General features: G+C 45.4%; 18 protein-coding genes. 11 read left to right on the forward strand and 7 right to left on the reverse strand.

Annotated elements, in window-relative coordinates:
* Together DESACI_RS02920 and DESACI_RS02925 are read left to right on the forward strand one after the other, a co-directional pair.
* Entirely contained in the window at positions 1-768 is a 768-nt protein-coding gene (locus tag DESACI_RS02920; protein ID WP_014825674.1) for a DUF6385 domain-containing protein, read from the forward strand.
* Between the two features lie 216 nt (positions 769-984).
* Positions 985-1206, forward strand: coding sequence for a hypothetical protein (locus DESACI_RS02925; protein WP_014825675.1), 222 nt, complete (start codon positions 985-987; stop codon positions 1204-1206).
* On the opposite strand, the gene DESACI_RS02930 is transcribed toward DESACI_RS02925, so the two are convergent.
* The 7 genes from DESACI_RS02930 to DESACI_RS02960 form a co-directional block, all read right to left on the reverse strand.
* Positions 1203-2240, reverse strand: a complete 1038-nt coding sequence (locus DESACI_RS02930; protein WP_014825676.1) for a glycosyltransferase family 4 protein — start codon at positions 2238-2240, stop codon at positions 1203-1205. The genes DESACI_RS02925 and DESACI_RS02930 overlap by 4 nt on opposite strands.
* Positions 2241-2257: 17 nt before the next feature.
* Complete coding sequence (locus DESACI_RS02935) at positions 2258-3208, reverse strand: CgeB family protein (protein WP_014825677.1); 951 nt, start codon at positions 3206-3208, stop codon at positions 2258-2260.
* A 217-nt stretch (positions 3209-3425) separates the two neighbouring features.
* Positions 3426-5165, reverse strand: coding sequence for a hypothetical protein (locus tag DESACI_RS02940; protein ID WP_014825679.1), 1740 nt, complete (start codon positions 5163-5165; stop codon positions 3426-3428).
* Between the two features lie 103 nt (positions 5166-5268).
* Positions 5269-6819: a YncE family protein gene (locus DESACI_RS02945; RefSeq protein WP_014825680.1), complete on the reverse strand. Its 1551-nt coding sequence runs from the start codon at positions 6817-6819 to the stop codon at positions 5269-5271.
* Between the two features lie 83 nt (positions 6820-6902).
* Positions 6903-7913: a glycosyltransferase family protein gene (locus tag DESACI_RS02950; RefSeq protein WP_014825681.1), complete on the reverse strand. Its 1011-nt coding sequence runs from the start codon at positions 7911-7913 to the stop codon at positions 6903-6905.
* A gap of 249 nt (positions 7914-8162) precedes the next feature.
* Positions 8163-8633 (reverse strand): chemotaxis protein CheX, encoded by a 471-nt coding sequence (locus DESACI_RS02955; RefSeq protein ID WP_014825682.1) that lies wholly within the window; start codon positions 8631-8633, stop codon positions 8163-8165.
* Positions 8624-9487 carry a response regulator gene (locus DESACI_RS02960; RefSeq protein ID WP_014825683.1) on the reverse strand — a complete coding sequence of 288 codons (864 nt, stop codon included), beginning with the start codon at positions 9485-9487 and terminating at the stop codon, positions 8624-8626. Before DESACI_RS02960 ends, DESACI_RS02955 begins: the two co-directional genes overlap by 10 nt.
* 346 nt (positions 9488-9833) lie before the next feature.
* Between DESACI_RS02960 and DESACI_RS02965 the strand changes: the two genes are divergently transcribed.
* The 9 genes from DESACI_RS02965 (at position 9834) to DESACI_RS03005 (ending at position 20374) form a co-directional block, all read left to right on the forward strand.
* Positions 9834-10952 (forward strand): glycosyltransferase family 4 protein, encoded by a 1119-nt coding sequence (locus DESACI_RS02965; protein WP_014825684.1) that lies wholly within the window; start codon positions 9834-9836, stop codon positions 10950-10952.
* A 187-nt stretch (positions 10953-11139) separates the two neighbouring features.
* On the forward strand, positions 11140-12126 hold the full coding sequence (locus tag DESACI_RS02970) for an SDR family NAD(P)-dependent oxidoreductase (protein ID WP_041275948.1): 987 nt from the start codon (positions 11140-11142) through the stop codon (positions 12124-12126).
* Between the two features lie 17 nt (positions 12127-12143).
* Complete coding sequence (locus DESACI_RS02975; RefSeq protein WP_014825686.1) at positions 12144-12836, forward strand: sugar phosphate nucleotidyltransferase; 693 nt, start codon at positions 12144-12146, stop codon at positions 12834-12836.
* Positions 12837-12852: 16 nt separating this feature from the next.
* Positions 12853-13737 carry a dTDP-4-dehydrorhamnose reductase family protein gene (locus DESACI_RS02980; RefSeq protein WP_014825687.1) on the forward strand — a complete coding sequence of 295 codons (885 nt, stop codon included), beginning with the start codon at positions 12853-12855 and terminating at the stop codon, positions 13735-13737.
* 23 nt (positions 13738-13760) lie between these two features.
* A complete protein-coding gene (locus tag DESACI_RS02985; RefSeq protein WP_014825688.1) occupies positions 13761-14822 on the forward strand; it encodes a polysaccharide biosynthesis protein in 1062 nt (353 codons plus the stop codon).
* Positions 14819-17608, forward strand: a complete 2790-nt coding sequence (locus DESACI_RS02990) for a glycosyltransferase family 2 protein (protein WP_014825689.1) — start codon at positions 14819-14821, stop codon at positions 17606-17608. Before DESACI_RS02985 ends, DESACI_RS02990 begins: the two co-directional genes overlap by 4 nt.
* Positions 17609-17827: 219 nt before the next feature.
* The gene (locus DESACI_RS02995) at positions 17828-18172 is read left to right on the forward strand and encodes a hypothetical protein (RefSeq protein ID WP_014825690.1); all 345 of its coding nucleotides are present in this window, start codon (positions 17828-17830) and stop codon (positions 18170-18172) included.
* 143 nt (positions 18173-18315) lie between these two features.
* Entirely contained in the window at positions 18316-18660 is a 345-nt protein-coding gene (locus DESACI_RS03000; protein WP_014825691.1) for a hypothetical protein, read from the forward strand.
* 46 nt (positions 18661-18706) lie between these two features.
* Positions 18707-20374 carry a BclA C-terminal domain-containing protein gene (locus tag DESACI_RS03005; RefSeq protein WP_014825692.1) on the forward strand — a complete coding sequence of 556 codons (1668 nt, stop codon included), beginning with the start codon at positions 18707-18709 and terminating at the stop codon, positions 20372-20374.
* The last annotated feature ends 59 nt before the right edge of the window (positions 20375-20433 follow it).

Below are 20433 nucleotides of genomic sequence, written 5' to 3' on the forward strand. Positions count from 1 at the left end.
TTGGCCAACTTTAAAATTTTTCAAGACAACCCTGACCAAGTGAAGATTAAGATTTACGGGAGTAATAACACAGCCTTCAACACGGATTCATCGGGTAACCTGACGATTACGTCCACAGGGCTGGCGATCACTCCCCCGACCGACGGTTTGTCGATCACGTCGACAGGACTGGCAATCACAGCGCCAGCAAATGGTTTAACGGTAACAGCCCCAGCCAGCGGTCTGGCCATTACCCCGCCGACGGGTGGTTTATCGATCACTCCCCCGACGGGTGGTTTGTCGATCACGTCGACAGGACTGGCAATCACGGCGCCGGCAAATGGTTTAACGGTAACAGCCCCAGCCAGCGGTTTAGCCATTACCCCGCCAACTGGCGGTCTATCCATTACGCCGCCGGTTAATGGTATTCTCGTAACCTCACCGGGACTCGCCATTGTCAGTGCAACAACCGATGTTTCCGCAACTCACGCCAATATCACGGATACTGCAGGGAGTGGAGATACAACCTACAATGTCTTAGACGTGCGAACATGGACCTTCGGTGTGGTCAACGAATCCTTAGCAACGAACGCACAAGCACTTGTCAATTTACAGATCAGTCCTGACGGAACCAACTGGCTGACTGAAGCAGGACCGGTGACAATTAACCAAAATTCCTTAACCACGTTAGTATCTTCAATTTTCCTTAAGTATGCCCGGGTGTACTATAGTGCTGTGAATGCAGCCAGTGCTGTAACCTTGAACATTTTCTTCCAAGGAATTTTGTAGCAGTCAACCAGCAAAAAACGGTTAACTCAAGGAGCCCTGACAATATGGGCTCCTTGAGTAATTTTATCCAATCGTGAGACTTCTTCTATAAGTGGGAGTGGTCTCCGTTCTCTGCTTCGGTGGGGGGGTGGAGTCCCCGAAGACCCGATGTTCAGCTTTCGCTGAACAAGTTCACTAACTGTGCATACCTTAATACAGAGGAAAGGTGGTGTGAGTATGGCGGAATCCCGATGCTTAAAATGCGGCAATACTCATTTCGAGGTTGTCCACGCTAATAATTTGGAAGGAACCACGCGTGCAATACTTTTTGTCCAGTGCTCAGATTGCGGATCTGTGATCGGAGTCTTGGATTTCCTTAATATCAGCGTCCAGGCAGAACGTGTGAAGAACGATATGAAGACCAAACTCGAAAACATTTGGCATCAGCTTAACCATTAAGCTTCATCATTAGGTCTAACCGGAGGTTTCGGTTCATGATCTTCAATCATCGTTCTGTAAGCTGCTAGGGTTTTTTCTGCCACTTTCGACCAGGTAAAATGTTTGTGGATATGCTGCATGAGCGGGAGCGGCGAAGCAGCAAAGGATTGTTCAAGTGCCCTGCGCAGGCCGGAATTATCAAGCGGACGCACATAAAGGGCCATGTCTTGGAAGTATTCTTTAGGACTTCCTTGATCTGTCGAGATAACGACGGAACCACAGGCCCCGGCCTCTAAGCTCGATAACCCCGGGGTTTCGAACCAGCTTGGCAAGGCGTGGACTTTAGCCGCCGCATAAGCCGAGGCGAGAAGGGAGCCTTGCAGAGTTCCAAGATGGTGTACGGTGGAAAAAGCGGTGACTTGTTGATAGTACTGAGGATCATTGACAGGTCCCAGCAGGATAAGCGGAAGATGGAGATCCTGACAAACTTCAGCCAGCCAATGCTGATTTTTTCTGGGAGCAATTCGCGCAGCACAGAGAACAAATTCTTCGGGCAGATTGGGGAACTGTTCCCGAAATCGAGCAGGAGTTGCTCCTATGAATGAATCTGGAAAGCCATTGGGAACGACTCGATAAGAGGCTGTTTTGGAAAAATCCCGGCGCAGGACATCCATTTCCAGTTGGCTGTTAGGGAGCAGAAGATCTGCGTCCGCTGCCAGACGCCCCCGCATGGGCTGCATGTGATTCCATGCCGCCAGGGCATTGGGGCTGGCTCCTTCTCGCTTTAAATAGGCATTAGGTGACCAATAAATAGGGGAAATGACAATCTTTTTCTTTTGTTTTTGAGCATTGTAAAAGTACATATAACTTTCCTTGATGCGGGTGATGTTGAAAATATGAACAAGGTCATAGGATTCTAATTCAAGATTGGGATCTGTAGAAATATGAACTTCTACCCCCAGAGCTTTAAGCCCTTGTCCGGTGGATACAATCTGAACGGAATCTCCGGCAGGGTTTTTCAGGAAATCCGGGCGGACTTGAAAAAGGACTCGCAAAAAAAACTCCTCCTAAGTTATCCCTTCTCGAGCAGCGCACGTATTGACTCAATGCGGTGACGATAGGTGTGATTTTGGTAGACTTCTTCTTGACCTTGACGAGCAATTTTTTCTCGAAGATCGTCTCGCTGTAAATAAAACTGAATAAGTTCTAAAGTTTCATCCGGATGGCGACTCCAGACTAAGTGGACGTGGTTTTTGAAAAGTCCTTCAATGGCCGGAGTCCAATGCGTTAGAAAAAAGGCACGACATCCCAGGGCTTCGAAGGTGCGCATGCTCATCATGGTGGGAGAATTAATCACTGAATGCAGGCCCAAAACAATTTTGGCCGAGGAATAAGCTGAGGGTAAACGGGTGTAAGGCAGATACCCTTGATAGACATTTTGAGGCAAGGTGTAACGGTCGGTATTGGCCACCCACTGCTCATTGCCAAAAACTTTTAAATTCAATTTACTTGCTAATAAGGGTGTTAGGATGGTTTCAATACCGACTTTTCGGTGTGGGTAGGATGTATAATAATTGGCTGCCAAAAGTAAATCACTTTCGTATTCAGGTAAGGGCGGCACGGGGCGGTGAAAAGAGGGATTACAGGCAAAATGGAAATAGGAGGCTCGGATTTTTTCCCGTTGATAAAGAGGCAGACATTCTTGAGCCGGGGTGAGAACGAGGCTGGCTCCCCGGGCTAAAGGGCGGGACATGCGGCGCCAGTCCGGCGGATCATCGATCGCCCAATAGATTAAGGGCAGGGAATGGCGGCGCAGCAAAGGGAAGAGTTTTCTGGCCACGGTGGAGATAGATACACCTTCCGCGAAAGCATAGTTGGGTTTCCAGAGATTTAACAGCTCCTCCAAAAGGGTTTCCCAGTTTGGCAGGTGCACGGGCAGGGAACGGATCTCATCTTCTGAGGAAAACCCTGAGGTCAATCCATAGTTTAAGAGGGGAGAATCGTTTAAAAGCAAGAGTTTCATCAATCGTGTCTCCATTGATGATGCCCATGTTCAATGACAACCTCCAGAGATTTTAGCAGAGATGCAGTATTGAGATGGTATCGTTGAGCAGCCTGCTCAACGCTCATATTGAGTATGCTTTTGGCTCCTCAGCCGGAGACCGAAATACCGAATTTGCGAAAAACAGTAAGTGTTTGAGGATACAAAGACAGGATTTCGGAAATATTTGTCTTTAAATTTAAGTTATCCATTTGTTCCAGAAACCTCCTTTTGATCGGTCGGATCGTTTCTCATCTTGGAGCTGACTTACTTGTTGACCCAAAGTTTCCAGAGAAGAGTCGCTTTCTTCTTGTTTGACGAGCATGGTTTGGAGAACTTGAGATATGGTTTGAGTTTCCTTTTCCAGATTAGCCATAGCTTCTATGAATGGTTCAAGTTCTTCCAGGGGAATCTCAGGTGAGGATTGCTCTGCAGGTATTGGGGGTATGGGATTTTCCGCTTGTTTGGCCCGGAGAGTATTTTCGGCGAAAGCATCCAGGATTTGATCAAACTTAGACATCATAGTTTGAAGAACGAGATTTAGATTAGAACTTTCTTGTTCCAGGTTGGCTACTGTGGCTATTAAACGATCGAGTTCTGAGTTGTCCTTCAAGGGAGGAGCAGAGGGCGACTCTTCTGTCGCTGGTTCGAGGGCTGAAGGAATTGAGGATTCCTCTGATCCAACGGAAGGTATGTCTTCTGGGCTGGCATTTAATATTTCTAGAGTGATCTCGGGTTCCTCCGTTTCCTTAACTATAGGCAGTGAAGAAACGACTTGGTCCTGTCTTGTCAGACTTTGAAGGGGATAGGGATTTGAGGATAAAGAAATCGTTTCGGGATGAAAAGCCGGTACAGGAGGAGGAACCACTGCCGGATTAACCGGCGTTATATAGGTTGTGTCCTGATCGGGACTGAGCCTTTGGCACAGATTAAGGCCTAATTCATGGCAATAAGCAGGAGTACGGGGTATTGCTTGGTCTTCAAGCCAGTAGGTTTGCTGGACATTCCGTTGGCCGTTGTGTATCCATTTAAGAGGCTGTTGTGAAAAACTGTTTGTGAGGACAGATTTCCAACCGGTACCATCGTTTAACAGCAGCGTTTCATTTCCGGTATGGGCCAGAAGCCAAAGAACTCCGTTGATTTCGATGGCCCCCAAGTTTCTCCAGGGAGGAGAGAAGGTTTTAATGGGTGCAGGTGAGGGCTGCCAATTGCCTGTTAATTCCAGGGCATTAGTCTGTTGGGCCCAGCGAATCTCATAATGGCCGTTAGGAGCCTTTGCGACCCAAAAGAGATGCTGGACATTATCAGTGGTCATAAGTGATGTCATATCAACGACTTCACCGGGTATTTTCAGTGTTTCTGTGGGAGATCCCCAGATATGAAATGTTCCGTTAAAACGATTTGTAAAAAGAAGAGAATGCCTTCCTTGAAAAGTCATGGTTAATAAATGGAGGTTTCCTTGCTGATCAAGGTTTACGTGATAAAGAGGTTCACGGGGATGAACAACTTCTCCCATATGGACACTGTTCCAGGTGGAACCGTTCCAAAAACGATGTTCAATACGCCAAAGATCGCGAATTGCTTGATGGGAATAAGCATAGAAAATATGTACCATTTTTCCCTGAGGGAAAATCAGGAACCGGCGGTATTTTGTCGTACGAACATCTAATTTAGCGATAAGCGTTGTTTGAGGATTGGAAAATCCGGAAATTAGGGTATAGCACAGTTCTCCGTTCGTTTTGAGAACAACAAGGTGAACCGTTTTAATATCTGTCATGATCCCTTCAGCTAAAAGCAGGGGCTCTTGGATGCGGTAATAGGGCTCTGAACTTTCCGGTTTGAAAAGGGCACATCCCTGAGGAGTAATATGCAGATACATAGATTCATTCTCATAGGTCAGGAGATGAGGGATGTATTTGGATTTGCTCAGTTGAGCCAATGTTATCACTTCCTTGGTTGTTGAATATGTAAGAAAAGGCCGTTGAGACGGCCCTTTTCTTACTAGAAGGGCATATTATTTCATAAGATGAGATTTAAGAGGATTAGCAATTATCCAATTGCGGCGGGAAGAAATCACTGGGGAAAGGTGTGAGTGTAGTGTCAAAGAAGTTAAGGCAAGGATTTTCCGGAATAACGGGGAATTCCTCACAAACCGGAGGTTCTGGGCAGAAGCCAAAGGCCGGGACGAGGAGCTGAACTACACCTGTTACCTTGGTTATGACAAAACTTCCGATAGCCAGTTGGATTGAAGCTGTTGTAAACAAGGGGCTCGTTAAGACTTCTGTTCTCGTTTCGACCCGCAAATTGAAATCGAATTCCGGTCGTGTCGGAGGGAAATACATAACAATGTCCTTGTTGATATCCGGGAGGTTTCCTGTGAGTGTAAAGAGAGCTCCTGTTGAATCCCGCAGAGTTAAGGTGTAAGGAATTTGAATCGTAAATTGAACTCTGGAGAAATTGGGGCGGGATGGGATAGGAGTTATTACAATGCTGCTAGGAACAATAACACCGTTGGCGAATGTCATGCTGACGAAGGTAAAGGGAGGTACGCCTGTTGGTAACGTGACAGTAAAGGCCGGGAAACATTCCCTTTGCATGCAGCTGGCATAAACTTTTTCGACGATGATGCAGACCGATTCAGTGATTTCTTCAAGTTGATAGGGATCGAGCAGGTCAATGGGTTCACTTGGTGATAGTGCTGACCCCACTCTTCCTACGGTAACTCCGCGAGGAGGGAACGATGTGGGGAGCGCTGCTGCTATTGTATTCGTTGTGGTGTTAATAATGCTGATAGAACTGTCCCCTTCATTGGCTACCCAAACTTGAGTTCCGTCTCCGGTAACACCCAAACCCAGAGGATTAACACCAACAGGGACCGTGGTAACGACGTTAAGGCCGGCAGTTGAGATGACACTTACACTGTTTGAACCGAAGTTGGTAACATACATGAAAATCGGGTTTACAGGGTTGGCTGCGATTTTCTGGGGATTTAAGCCGACAGGGATGGTGCTGATTAAGGTGTTGTTCGAGGTGTTGATGACGCTGACCGTATTATCGCCGCTGTTGACAACAAAGAGTTTGGAATTATCTAAGCTGAGTGCTAAACCGTTCGGTGATGTTCCAACGGGGATTGTAGCTATTACGGTGTTCGTAATAGGGTTAATTACGGAAACTGAATTGCTTCCAGAATTGCTGACATAGACTCGGCTGCCGTCACGGGCAATGGCCACATCCACAGGGTTTGTACCAACGGTAATAGTCGCTACTACTGTATCCGTAGGAATACTGATGACGGAAACAGTTCCGGCTGCGGAGTTTGTCACATAAGCTGTGGTGCTGGTTGGGTCAATGGCCACGGCAGTAGGTGCAAGCCCTACGGGAATAGTTGCCAGAACACGATTCGTCGATGTGCATAAGATTGAGACAGTGTTGCTCCCTTGGTTAGGGACTAAAACTCTGGTACCATCCGGCGTGCGCAGTGGGAAAGCCGGTGCAATGCCCACAGGGATGGTAGCGACGAGCACATCGCTGTATACGTTATATATGGCGACTGCGTTGTCGAGAGTCACCCAAGCATGGGTTTCAAATAGCATGTGTGTATTCCCCCCCTTTTTTGAATCGAGAAATAGTTAGACTGAGACTTTCAACGTATTGTATTCTATCGCCCTGTAGGGTGTTACACACTTTCTTGATTTCGATTGCTCCTGATTAAAATTTGCTGCAGGATTCTGCCGCTTCGCTCTGTCCAGTCATTGGCTTGAGCATAAGCCATACGCTCCGCCTTGCTGGGATCTGTTTCTGCCACTAAATGACGCAAGCGGAGAGAGAAGCGATGAGGATCACTTTCTAAGTTGATTTTTGGAACGGCGAGCAATTCCTGAAGTGGTGTAGCTAGCACTTGGATGCCGGAGGCATAATATTCAAAAAGCTTGATGGGGTTGCACCCCTTTGTCATCTCAGTTTGCAGAAAGGGAATTAGACCCACATCGAAGTGATGGAGATAAGCGGGAAGATCAAAATATGATTTCAACCCCAAATAGAAAACATTTTTATAGTTGTTTAAGGGAAATTGATGAAGTTGAAAGAAGGCACCGATAAATACAAAGTTAAATTCAGGATTCTCTTTGATCACTAATTTTAATAACTCCCAGTCAACCCAGGGGGCTATTGCTCCACTGTAGCCAATAATTGGTTTCCCTTGCGGGAGGTCAATGGGACGCAGAGATGGCTGCGGCGAAAAATGGATATAATCGACACCGTTGGGTACAAGATAAACTCGCGGATGTCTTGAAATAAAATATTCATAGATGCTTCGGCTGCTGCAGAAGATAAGATCTGCGTTTTGAATAATTGAAGGATAGTACGGCGCCCAGCTGGCAAACTCGTCTTTAGGTTCATCAACTGCATCATATATAATCAGATCTGGATCATAGCGGGAAATAGAATTTATATGTGAGGGAACCGTTAACCATAGAAGGCGGGGACGGGGATGAGAAATATTCGTGGCGGAAATCCCTTGGCAGAGATGCAGGTAAGGCGATAGACTCCTAATTCTGGGCTGAGAGAAGTTCCCTAAGTCTTCATAAAGAACAGTATTGCCAGACATCGAAAACTGAGCAAGAAGCTGCTGCGGGCGTTGAAACATCCAATTCCAAGGGATTGAGGGAGGATAAATAAAGGTTGGCATTAGTTACCTCCTCGAGCTCTGTCTAATAAAATGTTGCTTTAATAATTAGGATATGCTCGTGATTCCTAATTGGGAATCGGAAGCTTGTATCGTATTTAAGTGAAGACAAAGGGCAGGAACGAAAACTTTTAGAAAAGAATTAGGGGCTGATGCTCTGCAAACTAAATTGTTTACAGAGCATCAGCCCCTGCTGTTTAATCAAAAGTACAACATTTAATTGTAGCTTTCCTCCGGAATAAGAGTAATTAACTATTTGCTTTCAATCAAACCTACATAGATATCAATCGGGATACCATCGACGTCAAATTGAACTGCGATTGTTTGAGGTACCGGCAAGGTAGCTTGTCCATTGTGACCGATAAGCAGGACCGGAGGTGAGATATCAAGGCCATTGATTCCTACCTTGCTAAACTGGGTACAAGTATTGGCACATACCATGTTTCCCATTTCGGAGATTGCGCTTTGTGCCAGAGAATCAAAGTCTGTTACAGGCATACCCATCATCATTTTTGAGGCAAACTGCTTGGCTGAGTCCAAGCTCATGCCGATTAAAACAGCACCCTTCAGGGCTCCTACTAAAGAGATATTTACAAGTACCCCATCATAATCTAAGGTCGAGCCAATTAAGGAGAGACCCCGGCGTTCAACAGACTGAAAACCAATCTGAGGAAGTACTTCAGTAAATGAGAGGATTAGTGGATTGATAAGATTTATATCCATGATGCCGCTCCTTTTTTAAAGCCAATTCCCAATAAGATTGGACCAAACGACGTTTGGGCAAGAGATGATTGCATTTTCAAATTTGGGCTGGCGATTTCAGAACTACTGTTAAAAAACACACTAGGAGGAGATACACGTAAACCAAAGGTTTTGTCCTTTTTATTCAGCATCGAGCAAGCCACCCCGGCAATGATATTGGCAAGTTCGGCTACCATTGCTATCACTTCTTCTCGATTTTTGCTGGGTCGATGCAAAAGAGCTTCGACAATTTGTTCGGCAGTTTCAAGTGATAAATCCAAAATCATGGATCCGGAATATCGTCCAATGATACCGATAACAGTTGTAATTCCTTTTGAGACATAATTGACATCAAATGTTTCCATTGGCTCAAAGGATACGGGTGTCTTAGCCATACGCGTGATATTTTGCGATATAGCTTCGTTAAACGTCTCTGGGGCCAATTCAATAAGTTGTTCATACAAAGTATCCGGTGACAGTATGTTCTTAATGACATTTAAAAGGTATTCACCATCGACGGGCTTTTGAACATATCCGGCGATACCTATCCGTTTAGCTTCCGCCTCCGTTTCTTCATCTTTCATTGAACTTACAAGTATTATTTTAGCCGAGGGATCATTCATCAGAAGGGATCTGCTGCATTCAAAACCATCAGTTCCAGGCATAACAATGTCCATGGTAACAATATCAGGTTTGCAATCGTTATATGTTTCAATTAAAGAGTCGAAGGAGTCGGCCTCTCCGACAACTTCACATCCTCCAAGCTGCAGAGTTTCGGCTATAAGTGTTCGAGAAAAAAACGAGTCATCGACGATCATAACTTTTGTAGCACTCATACACACTTTCCTCTCAAAATGTTTTTACTATTTCAACGAAATAACTACCTTATTCTATGACACTTTACAAGACATATTATAGCATATCTCTTTTAAATTAAGCGGAATAATTTATTAAATAGTGATTAATTTGTATTTAAAAATAACAGTTCTTAGTAAATAATGGCAAAAATTAGATAATATAACAAAAAGTTAAACCGTTTTTTATACATACTTATAAAATAACAATTTATTTCTGTGCTACTAAATGTTTTGAAATAATTATGTAATTTTATGTTAGATTTAAATAAAACTTCTACACTCATTAATGCTTGTCGCATAGAATGAAAGTGTGGAGGTAATCTGAATGAATGTCTTATCCTTGACCAACGAATTTGAGGAAGAGAGCTTTGGTGGGGCAGGTACAGCAGTCAGTGGTATTCTGCACCTGTTTAATCGCTTAGGTGTAGGTCAAACGGTTATTGTGCCGCGCAGTGATCTGACGCTGCCGAGATGGGAACTGCGTGGATTACAGTTGAAAGTTTTAGGATTGCCTCGGAACAGTCAGTATTTTGGTAACTTAGGTATGATCAAGGCAGAAACAGTACTTCACGAATTCCCGGAACTTAATCAAAGGTGGGACTTAATTCATTGTCATGCCATTAATTTTACCTCCCTAGCCTATACCCTTTCCGGCGGCGTAATACCGATTCTTTATTCAGTATATTCCTTTTTGCGCAAGGAATTGGGAGATAGAGCAGAGGCGGAGCTGCAAGCACAATTTAATATTCAGGAGGATCTTTTGCTGCGCTGCCGGCGAATTCATGTGATAAGCCAAAGTGAACGAAACTATTTGCTGGATAGATTTCCTCGATACCTCTCTAAAACTGAAGTCGTATCCCTCGGCATTTCCCGGCCCCCTCAATGCTGGGAGCCAAAAACAGCAAATGAGTTTCTTTATGTTGGCAGGTTGCTGAATTATAAAGGGATCGAAGATTTAATTTTGGCTATAAATTTAGTAAGGCAGAGCGGGCGGCAAGTCCGGCTTAATATTATTGGAAAAGCGGCGGACAGCTCCTATGAATCCCGACTAAGAAGCCTTGTCAATTCTAGAAAACTTGGAGCATCAGTCAAATTCTTGGGTTGGCTGCCAAGTTCAGAGGTATGGCGTTCGATGGGGCAGGCAGCAGGATTAGTGGTTCCCAGCCGGCGTGAAGCTTTCGGGCTTGTAGCCTTGGAGGGCATGGCCATCGGGGTTCCGGTGATTGCTTCCGGAGCAGGAGGACTTGCAGAATTAGTCACCGATGCTTGTGGTTTAACCTTTGAACCAGGGAATATCAAACAGTTAGCCAATACTTTGCGAAAAGCCATTGACCATCCGGCAATCCTAAGAAGTCTTGCCATCAGAGGCCATGAGAAAGCCGCAAGTTTAGAATGGGAGCGGCTTGCTCCGCGATATCTGATGCTCTTAAATTTCGCGAAATAGTAAAATCCTATCGAGAAGGTCAAAATTTACTACGATTAAAACTCGGAAAAAGGAGCCCTTTGCTTAAACGAAGGGCTCCCTTCTGCATCCCTGCAGGAATCCGATTGCTTTATTGTACAAAGTGTGTCAGATATACGAACCCTGACATAGGATATAGCAATCAGTGTTGAAGGGAGAAACGTCAAAAGTGTTGGAGGGAAAGCGGGTTTTGGTCACAGGAGCCGGTGGCTTTATCGGCAGTCACCTCACGGAAAACTTAGTCAGGAATGGGGCTAAAGTCCGTGTTTTTATTCGTTATAATTCCCGTGATGGTCGTGGAAACTTAGAGGATTTGGAGCCGAGGATTCTTGATGAAATCGAAATCGTTGCCGGGGATTTGCGCGATGCTGATGTTATTGAGCGCTCGCTAAAAGGGTGCGATACTGTGTTTCATTTAGGTGCTTTAGTGGGAATTCCTTATTCCTATAAAAATCCTCGGGAAGTCGTGGAAACTAATGTTATGGGAACATTTAATGTTCTTACAGCCGCAAGGGATCTTGGCGTGGAACGAATTGTTCATACTTCAACCAGTGAAGTCTATGGTTCTGCGCGCTACGTTCCTATCGACGAAAATCATCCTCTTCAAGGCCAGTCTCCGTATTCAGCCAGTAAAATCGGGGCGGATAAGTTGGCTGAAAGCTTTTATGCTGCCTACGACTTACCTGTTGTGACAGTTAGGCCCTTTAATTGCTACGGGCCGAGGCAATCAGCGAGGGCCGTTATACCAACGCTGATTACCCAGGCTGTGGCCTCTCAGGAAATACGACTTGGCAATATAGAAACTTTACGCGATTTTACTTTTGTAACAGATACAGTGGATGGGTTTCTAAAAGCTTCACAAAGGGAAGCTGCTCTTGGTAAGGTCATCAACGTTGGCTCGGGAAAAGAAATATCCATTGGAGAGTTGGCTCAGGTTATTATAAAGACTTTGGGAAGCAAGGCCCAGATTTTCATCGATGAGTCCAGGGTTCGCCCGAAACGCAGTGAGGTTAACCGTCTTCTGGCGGATAATCGCTTAGCTAAGGAAATTCTCGGGTGGGAACCTCGTGTTTCCTTGGAAGAAGGGATCACTAAGACGATGGAGTGGATTTCCGGTCATTTGAACCGTTTTCAAATAGGAAAATACCAGATATAGGGGAAGGGGGGAAGACAATGCAAACCATTATATTGGCGGGCGGTCGTGGAATACGGTTAGATCCATTTTCCCGAATTTTGCCCAAACCTCTTTTTCCGATTGGCGATAAACCCATTGCAGAGATCCTTGTGGAACAACTCAAACTTGCAGGTGTTCAAGAAATCATCATGTGCTTAGGTTATCTTGCTGATCTTATGAAACTTTACTTTCAAGATGGAAGCTATTACGACTTAACCATTCGTTATTCACTAGAAACAACCCCTTTAGGAACGGCAGGTCCTTTAAGATTGGTTGATAACTTAGAAGACAATTTTTTGGTTGTCAATGGGGATGAATTGACAACCTTAGACTTTAGGAGGTTGTATGACCATCATTTAGCAACAAAGGCTGATATGACGGTGGCGGTGCATAAGAAGTCTGTTAGTTCGTCATTCGGGGTCTTGGAAACGAAGGATGGTCAAATCATTTCTTATTCAGAAAAACCATCGATGGACTATTGGGCAAGCATGGGGATTTATGTGGTTAATAAGAGAATTCTTCCCTTGATTCCAGAAAATCAACGATTTGATATGCCGGACCTAGTTCAGCGCCTTCTCCTTGAACAAGCCAAGGTTGTGAGCTATGAGAGTCAAGACCTTTGGTTTGACATTGGGACGATGGCGGATCTTGAAAAAGCCAAAGAACAATTTGACACGGTTAGGTTTTTATAAGGAGCGAGAGAAGGGTATGAAAAAAGTATTGGTCCTGGGCGCAACAGGGATGTTAGGGCATACCCTCTTTAATTATCTTTCGGAAGCACCCTGTCTCGATGTCTATGCCACGGTTCGTTCAGCGAAGGAATTATCGGGTTGGCTGTCAATCGCCAAAATTAAGAAGCTCTACTCCGGTATAGACATTCTGCAGACAGACTGTATTGTCAAGGTTTTGTCTGAGGTTAAGCCCGATATCGTTGTGAATTGTATTGGAATCATTAAACAGCTTCCCGAAGCCCAAGATCCAATCACGACGCTAACGGTGAACGCCCTGTTACCCCATCGCTTAGCCCGGCTTTGCAGTGCCTCAGGTGCGCGCTTTATTCACATCAGTTCAGATTGTGTTTTTGATGGGTCAAAAGGGAATTATGATGAACGTGATTTTTCGAATGCCGCTGATCTTTACGGGAGGACTAAATTTCTTGGGGAAGTTACCTATCCTCATTGCCTTACGCTTCGCACCTCCATTATTGGCCATGAATTAAAAGGTAACTTCGGGCTGGTTGAATGGTTTTTGGGCCAGAAGGAAAAGGTTCGGGGGTTTAGAAAAGTCGTCTATTCCGGGTTGCCCACCGTTGAATTTTCAAGGATTATCCGTGACTACGTAATCCCGAATCCGGAATTAAGCGGACTTTATCACGTATCAACCAGTCCTATCTCAAAATATGAGCTGCTTAAACTTATTGCCGTAAAGTACAAGAAAACGATTGATATTGAACCGGATAACAGTATTCGGCTGGATCGATCATTAGACTCTTCCAAATTCCGCGCTCTTACGGGTTATAATCCGCCCGGGTGGGCAGAACTGATCCGTGAGATGCATCACCACTATTTGCAAGGCCCATATCAAATACGTTAAGAGGTCTATCAAGGGGGATGAACATGGAACTTTTTGATGATAAAGTCATCGTCATTACCGGGGGAACGGGTTCACTGGGTAAGGTCCTGACCCGCCGACTGTTGAAAAAGGAGCTTGGTTCCCCGAAGAAAATTATTATTTTTTCCCGGGATGAAGCAAAGCAACATGCCATGCGGGTTGAGTATCAGAATAAACAGAAGGTTACGGACGAAGTTATTTATGACAATTTCACTCGCTTAATTGAGTTTCGTATCGGAGATATCCGGGATTATCCGTCCGTTTGTTCGGTATTAAAGGATGCCAACATTGTTATCAATGCGGCAGCTTTAAAACAAGTTCCGTCATGTGAGTATTTTCCCTTTGAGGCTGTGCGAACGAATATCATCGGAGCGGAAAATATCATACGCGGCATTGCCGAAAACAATCTTCCAGTAGAAACAGTTGTTGGAGTTTCAACGGATAAAGCTTGTAAGCCGGTAAACTCGATGGGAATTTCCAAAGCTATGCAGGAAAGAATGTTTATCACTGCCAATGTGCTCATTCCCAAGACGAGATTTATTTGCGTACGTTACGGTAATGTTTTGGCTTCCAGGGGTTCGGTGATTCCCTTATTTCATGAGCAGATCAAGCATGGTGGTCCTCTAACGATTACTACGAAAGAAATGACCCGCTTTTTATTACCCTTAGAAAGTGCTGTCGATACCATTATTGCAGCTCTGACAGGGGCAAAACCCGGTGAAATCTATATTCCTAAAATTCCCGCAGCCCGGATTGAGGATGTCGCGAAAGCCCTCATTGGAAACCGCCAGATTCCCATAACTTATACAGGAATTCGCCCGGGAGAAAAAGTGCACGAAGTTTTAATTTCCGAAGAAGAGGCTTGGAGGGCCTATGATCGGGGCGATTATTATGCCATTAAGCCGATGCTTCCTGAACTGTTTGTGGCAGAACCCGGCCAACAGCCTTTAGTAAAAGAGTATAGTTCCGGAGATTTTCTTATGACCTTTGAAGAAACGGCAGCTTTATTAAAAAAACAACACCTTTTAATAGAACAATTTCGAGATGAAGGAGAATTTTTACGTTGAAGAACTACAGCATCGTTTGTATATGCCAAATCTATAATGAACTCTGTAAGGACAACCTGGAACGGTTTGTGAATTATGTCCTGCCTTTAGTGAGTCATTTGGTGGTTTATGATGACGGCAGTACAGATGGCAGTTACGAATATTTGCTTCAACGAACTCCCTATGTAATCAGAGGCACGAAGAATGACTTTGTGAACGAGCGAAGCCACAAGCAGCTTCTTTTGGAGGAGGCTCTAAAGCTTGACCCGGATTTTATCTTGTGGCTGGATGCGGATGAAGTGCTGACGGCCAATGCCGCGGAGAAACTTCAAGAGTTATGCAGAGAGTGTGATGAAAATCAGTTCGACGCTGTCAATATGCATGAGATAAATCTCTGGCGCAGTAATTCATGGCAAAGGATGGACAGCTTGTATGATCAAGGCTGGTTTTGCCGCCTCTGGCGGGTTGTCCCCGGAATTCGTTTTTACGACACTAAACCCGGACTTCATCAACCGTTATTTCCTTCAACGATCCGGAGCGTAAAATGGACTCTTGACGTCCAGGTTTTGCATTACGGTTTTTCCTCTAAGCAGCGGCTGGCTTATAAGTATCTTATTTATAAGTCCCACGGACAACGGGGCTATGATATGCTGGATCGCTTAATCAGCGAGGAGAAACTTGTAACCGCAAGGGTTCCTCAGGAACTCTTTCCGGAAGGTTTGTGGGTCGATGACGCAGAGCCCCAGCCTTTGACCTTTGAGGAATCTCTTGCCTATGTGGAAAGCTATCGGGAAGAAGTGTTCCGACCGAGATTTTCTATTGTCTGTTTGGTTTATAAGAGCGTGGAATGGTTGAAATTTGTTTATGAACAGGTCTTTAAGTATAACGATATGAGTGATAAAGAATTTTACTTTGTGGCTAATGATGCCAACGCGTCCGTGCTGAATTATTTAGCCGATCATTACATTCCTCATTATGTTTTTACCAATACTCCCGAGCAGCAAAAGGAATGGTATGTCAATAATGTATATCGTGCCTACAATTTTGCTGCGGCCAAAGCCCAGGGAGATTTTATTATTTTTATCAATACGGATATGGCTTTTTCAGCGGGTTGGTTTGATCATCTGTGGCGTGCTTATGACGGAAAGAATTGTGTTGCTTCGCGCTTAGTGGAGTCCGGGAAGCTGCCCAGCGGTCAGTACGGAGTGGAAAGAGACTGCGGCAGGGATTATTCCACGTATCGAGAGGACGAGTTTTTGGAATTTGCCCGAGGGCTTTCAGAATCCAAATTAATGGACGGCGGGCTGTTTATGCCCCTTTTAATCCGTAAAGAACATTTCCTAAGTGTCGGGGGCTATCCGGAAGGACAGGTTGTTTTGGGCAGTGATTTAAATCAGCCGGTGATTGCTCGAAGGGGAGAAGCTTGCCTATCCGGGGATACCGCTTTAATGTTAAAACTTCAGGCCTTGGGGATAAAGCATCAAACAGCCTTTGACAGCATCGCCTATCATTTTCAGTGGGGAGAACTTGATAGTTTAGCAACAACGCAGGCAGTTTCTAAGGAAATTAAAATTGCCGTCTGCAATGATTTATCTTTAGGATCGATGGAGGAAAAAGTTTTTTGGACAACTTTGCAAGAATCCTTGCCTGCTTCAGTTAATGTCCATCAGCAAATTGCCGGGATAAAGGGCAATTACACGGATAAGGCCCGAAACTATATTTATCGACATCATCCGGAAGTCGAAGTGATACTGCAAAATGCGGCATTTATTAATACCATTGATGAAACACGTTATACAATAGCCTTTCTGCAAGATAATGTTAGATCCTTAGATATAGACAATGAGCAGCAAGAGGAAAACCTCCGGCGAGCCGACAAACTCGTCACGAATTCTATTCAAACCGCCTTAGCCTATCCGGAATATGACTTTGAAATCATTCCTTGTGATACTGATGCAAGACAAAAGTGGCAGCAGTTACTACAGGCCATTTTTAAAGAACTTATGATAAAGAAAGTTACCTCTCAAAGGAAAGCCCCGAAGCATAAGGTATCCATCATAATTACCACCTTCCAGAGAACTCATTTGTTAAGGTGGGGCCTTTATTCCTTATCCCTCCAGACGATCCCTTATGAGTTTGAAACCATTGTGGTCAATGACGGTATAGAGGATGAAACAGAAGAGATCTGCAACGAGTTCAAGGAAAAGCTTAATTTGAACTATATTTTTACCGGGCAAAGAAATGTAGGTAGTGCTCCAGTTTGGCGAGTGCCCGGATTCGCGATAAATATTGGGGTAAAGCAGGCTTCCGGGGACATTTTGGTTATGTGCTGTGCGGAAATGTTTCATGTCAATGAAACCATAGCTAAGCTTATCAAGCCGATCTTAGATAAGCCGAAACTATTAGCTATTCCTGTGGGAAAAGATGACCGTACGGGTGCTTTGTTGGCAAGTGTCGACAGAAATAACGGAACCTTTGAACCGGAAATTTTCGACGGCTGTATCGGGTTAGATACAAGGATGCCATTTTTGATGGCTTTGCACCGCAGTCAATTTACCGAGATAGGAGGCTACGATGAAGATTTTATCGGGATTGCCTATGATGATCGGGATTTGATCGATCGTTTATTGCAGAATGGCTGTAAATATTGTCCGACAGATGCGGTAACGGTGCATTTGTATCATCCGCGAGCAGAGGGTTATTATGAAGGCGGAGGTCCTCCGGAATGGGATTATAACAAGAATCTCTACTTTTCCAGGGTAGGTAAAATTATCAGGAACGAGGGCAGAGAGTGGGGGAAATTATAGAAGCGTTGAGATGTCGGCTGCTGAGTTAAATTAGCAGTCGCTTCTTTTTGGGTAGAAGAGTTTATTTTCATAACCGCTGGTTTACTCTTCTTTCGAAGTTACCTTGCTTGAGGTCTGAGTTCTGAAATGGGATATTAATGAAAATAGACCTTTATTTGTAACGTTAAGTGGACAAAACCAATATAATAAAGAAGCTTATTAAACCTGGAGGTGAATTGCTTGCCATATTTTACAACAGGATTAATTAATAATTCCTGGAATGGCGTCGGGAAAAAGACTGTAAGTCTTAACGTAGAGATTTCTAATGAGGATACATCGACAGTTGCGGTTCAAATTGACGGTTATTTTTATAAAGGACAGCAAAAGTTCAAGTATGTCGATGAATTCTTCGTTATATCTTCCGGAACTGTAGACCAAAGAAATTTTAACAGCATTTATGATGACTTCGAATTTCAGGTATTTGTAAGTTCTTATGATACCCATGTTTCTATCAGGCGAGTGGAGGCAAACGGAAAGGCTACACCAGTCTTGCCGATGATCTCTTCAGAATTGCATCCGATCTAAAGACCATCGGTAGATGGTAACTTTCAAAGACTTTTCTCAGAGTCATGCTTATAGATCCAGTGAAGATCTATGTTAAGGAGATCTGTAACAAATCGTGTACAAGCTGCGTAATATAAAGTACCGCAAACAAGGAGGTGCTGGGAATGGCTTCATTAACGACTGGTTTGATAGATAACACTGCGGTATCGGGCGTTAGACCAAGTACAACGCTTTCAGTATTGATATCAAACGATGATATTACAAGCGCATCAGTTCAAATTGAGGGATTTTTCCAAAGCGGGAGTACAAAAGTGCAGTATGTACAAGAACTGTTTTCACTGCCTGCAGGAGGCGTAGCTTCAAGAAATTATAATGTTCAATTTGATGCTTTTGAATTTCAGTTTATCGTAAGTTCTTCAGCCGTCAATGTATCGGTTTGGGGAAAAGATTCTGCAGGAAACCTAACGACAGCACAGAGATTGGTTGCTCAGGAGGTTAATCCTTTTTAAACGTGTTTTAAATTCAAAATAAAAATGATGAAAGGAGATGGAGATAGTGGCTTTATTGACCACTGGAGTCATCGAAAATACGCCGGTTGCCGGTGTAAGACCAACGGTGACGGTTACTGTGAAAGTTACAAACGATAATACGGCTGCTGCAAACGTAGAAATTTTAGGGTTTTACGTGACGGGAAGCACAAAGTCGCTGTATGTTCAGGAAGTGTTTGCTTTGGCACCGGGCGAAGTCGTTACGAGAGTTTACTTTGCGCAATTCGATGAATTTGAATTCGAATTCGTAACCAGTTCCGATGCTGTAGAGATTTCTGTTTGGGGAAAAGATGCAACAGGGGCATTGGTTGCAGCGCACAGACTGGTACCCGCAGAACTTAATCCTGTTGGGCCTGTGGGAATTTCAGGCACGACGGGAGCGACGGGCGCGACGGGAGCAACGGGAGACACTGGGGCGACGGGAGCGACAGGAGCAACGGGAGACACTGGGGCCACAGGAGCTACAGGAGCTACAGGAGTCGCAGGAGCCACAGGAGCTACAGGCGCTACGGGAGCAACGGGAGACACTGGGGCCACAGGAGCTACAGGAGCTACAGGAGTCGCAGGAGCTACAGGAGCCACGGGAGTCGCAGGAGCCACAGGAGCTACAGGAGTCGCAGGAGCGACAGGAGCAACAGGAGTCGCAGGAGCCACAGGAGCTACAGGCGCCACAGGAGTCGCAGGAGCGACAGGAGCAACAGGAGTCGCAGGGGCAACGGGGGCTACAGGAGTCGCAGGAGCGACGGGGGCTACAGGAGTCGCAGGGGCAACGGGAGCAACAGGAGTCGCAGGAGCAACGGGAGCAACGGGAGCCGCAGGAGCAACGGGAGCCGCAGGAGCAACGGGAGCAACGGGAGCCGCAGGAGCAACGGGAGCAACGGGAGCCGCAGGAGCAACGGGAGCAACGGGAGCCGCAGGAGCAACGGGAGCAACGGGAGCCGCAGGAGCAACGGGAGCAACGGGAGCCGCAGGAGCAACGGGAGCAACGGGAACCGCAGGAGCAACAGGAGCTACAGGAGTCGCAGGAGCGACGGGGGCTACAGGAGTCGCAGGAGCAACAGGAGCAACAGGAGTCGCAGGAGCAACGGGAGCAACGGGAGCCGCAGGAGCAACGGGAGCAACGGGAGCCGCAGGAGCAACGGGAGCAACGGGAGCCGCAGGAGCAACAGGAGCTACAGGAGTCGCAGGAACAACGGGGGCTACAGGAGTCGCAGGAGCAACAGGAGTTGCAGGAGCAACAGGAGTTGCAGGAGCGACGGGTGCCACAGGAGCGGGCTTAGCAGCATTCGGTTATGTTTATACACTGGATACAGTCGCACAAACAGTTGCGGGTGGAGCGCCGGTCGTGTTTAGCAGTAATGGTCCACTCGTAAATGAAACTCATGCTGTGGGAACTGCCCCGGTAACCGTAACACTTGCCGGTAATTATCAAATTGATTACAGTGTAAGTATAACTGCTGGGGTCGGCTCGGAAATTGCAATCGCAGTGAATGGCACGGTCAACGCATCTACTCCAATTACTGCGTTGGTGGCTACTGGGCAGGTAACTGGGCAGGCTATTTTAACCCTTGCAGCAGGTGATGTCATTACGCTTGTAAACAATTCCGCTGTTCCGTTTACACTCACAGCAGCACCTGAAGTTGGAGCACAATTAACCATTGACAAATTAGATTAATTTCTATATCAAGGGCCAGCTGCACTATGTATGAATTGTAGTGCAGCATTCTTTTTGCC

Source organism: Desulfosporosinus acidiphilus SJ4, assembly GCF_000255115.2.
GTDB classification, from domain to species: Bacteria; Bacillota; Desulfitobacteriia; order Desulfitobacteriales; family Desulfitobacteriaceae; genus Desulfosporosinus; species Desulfosporosinus acidiphilus.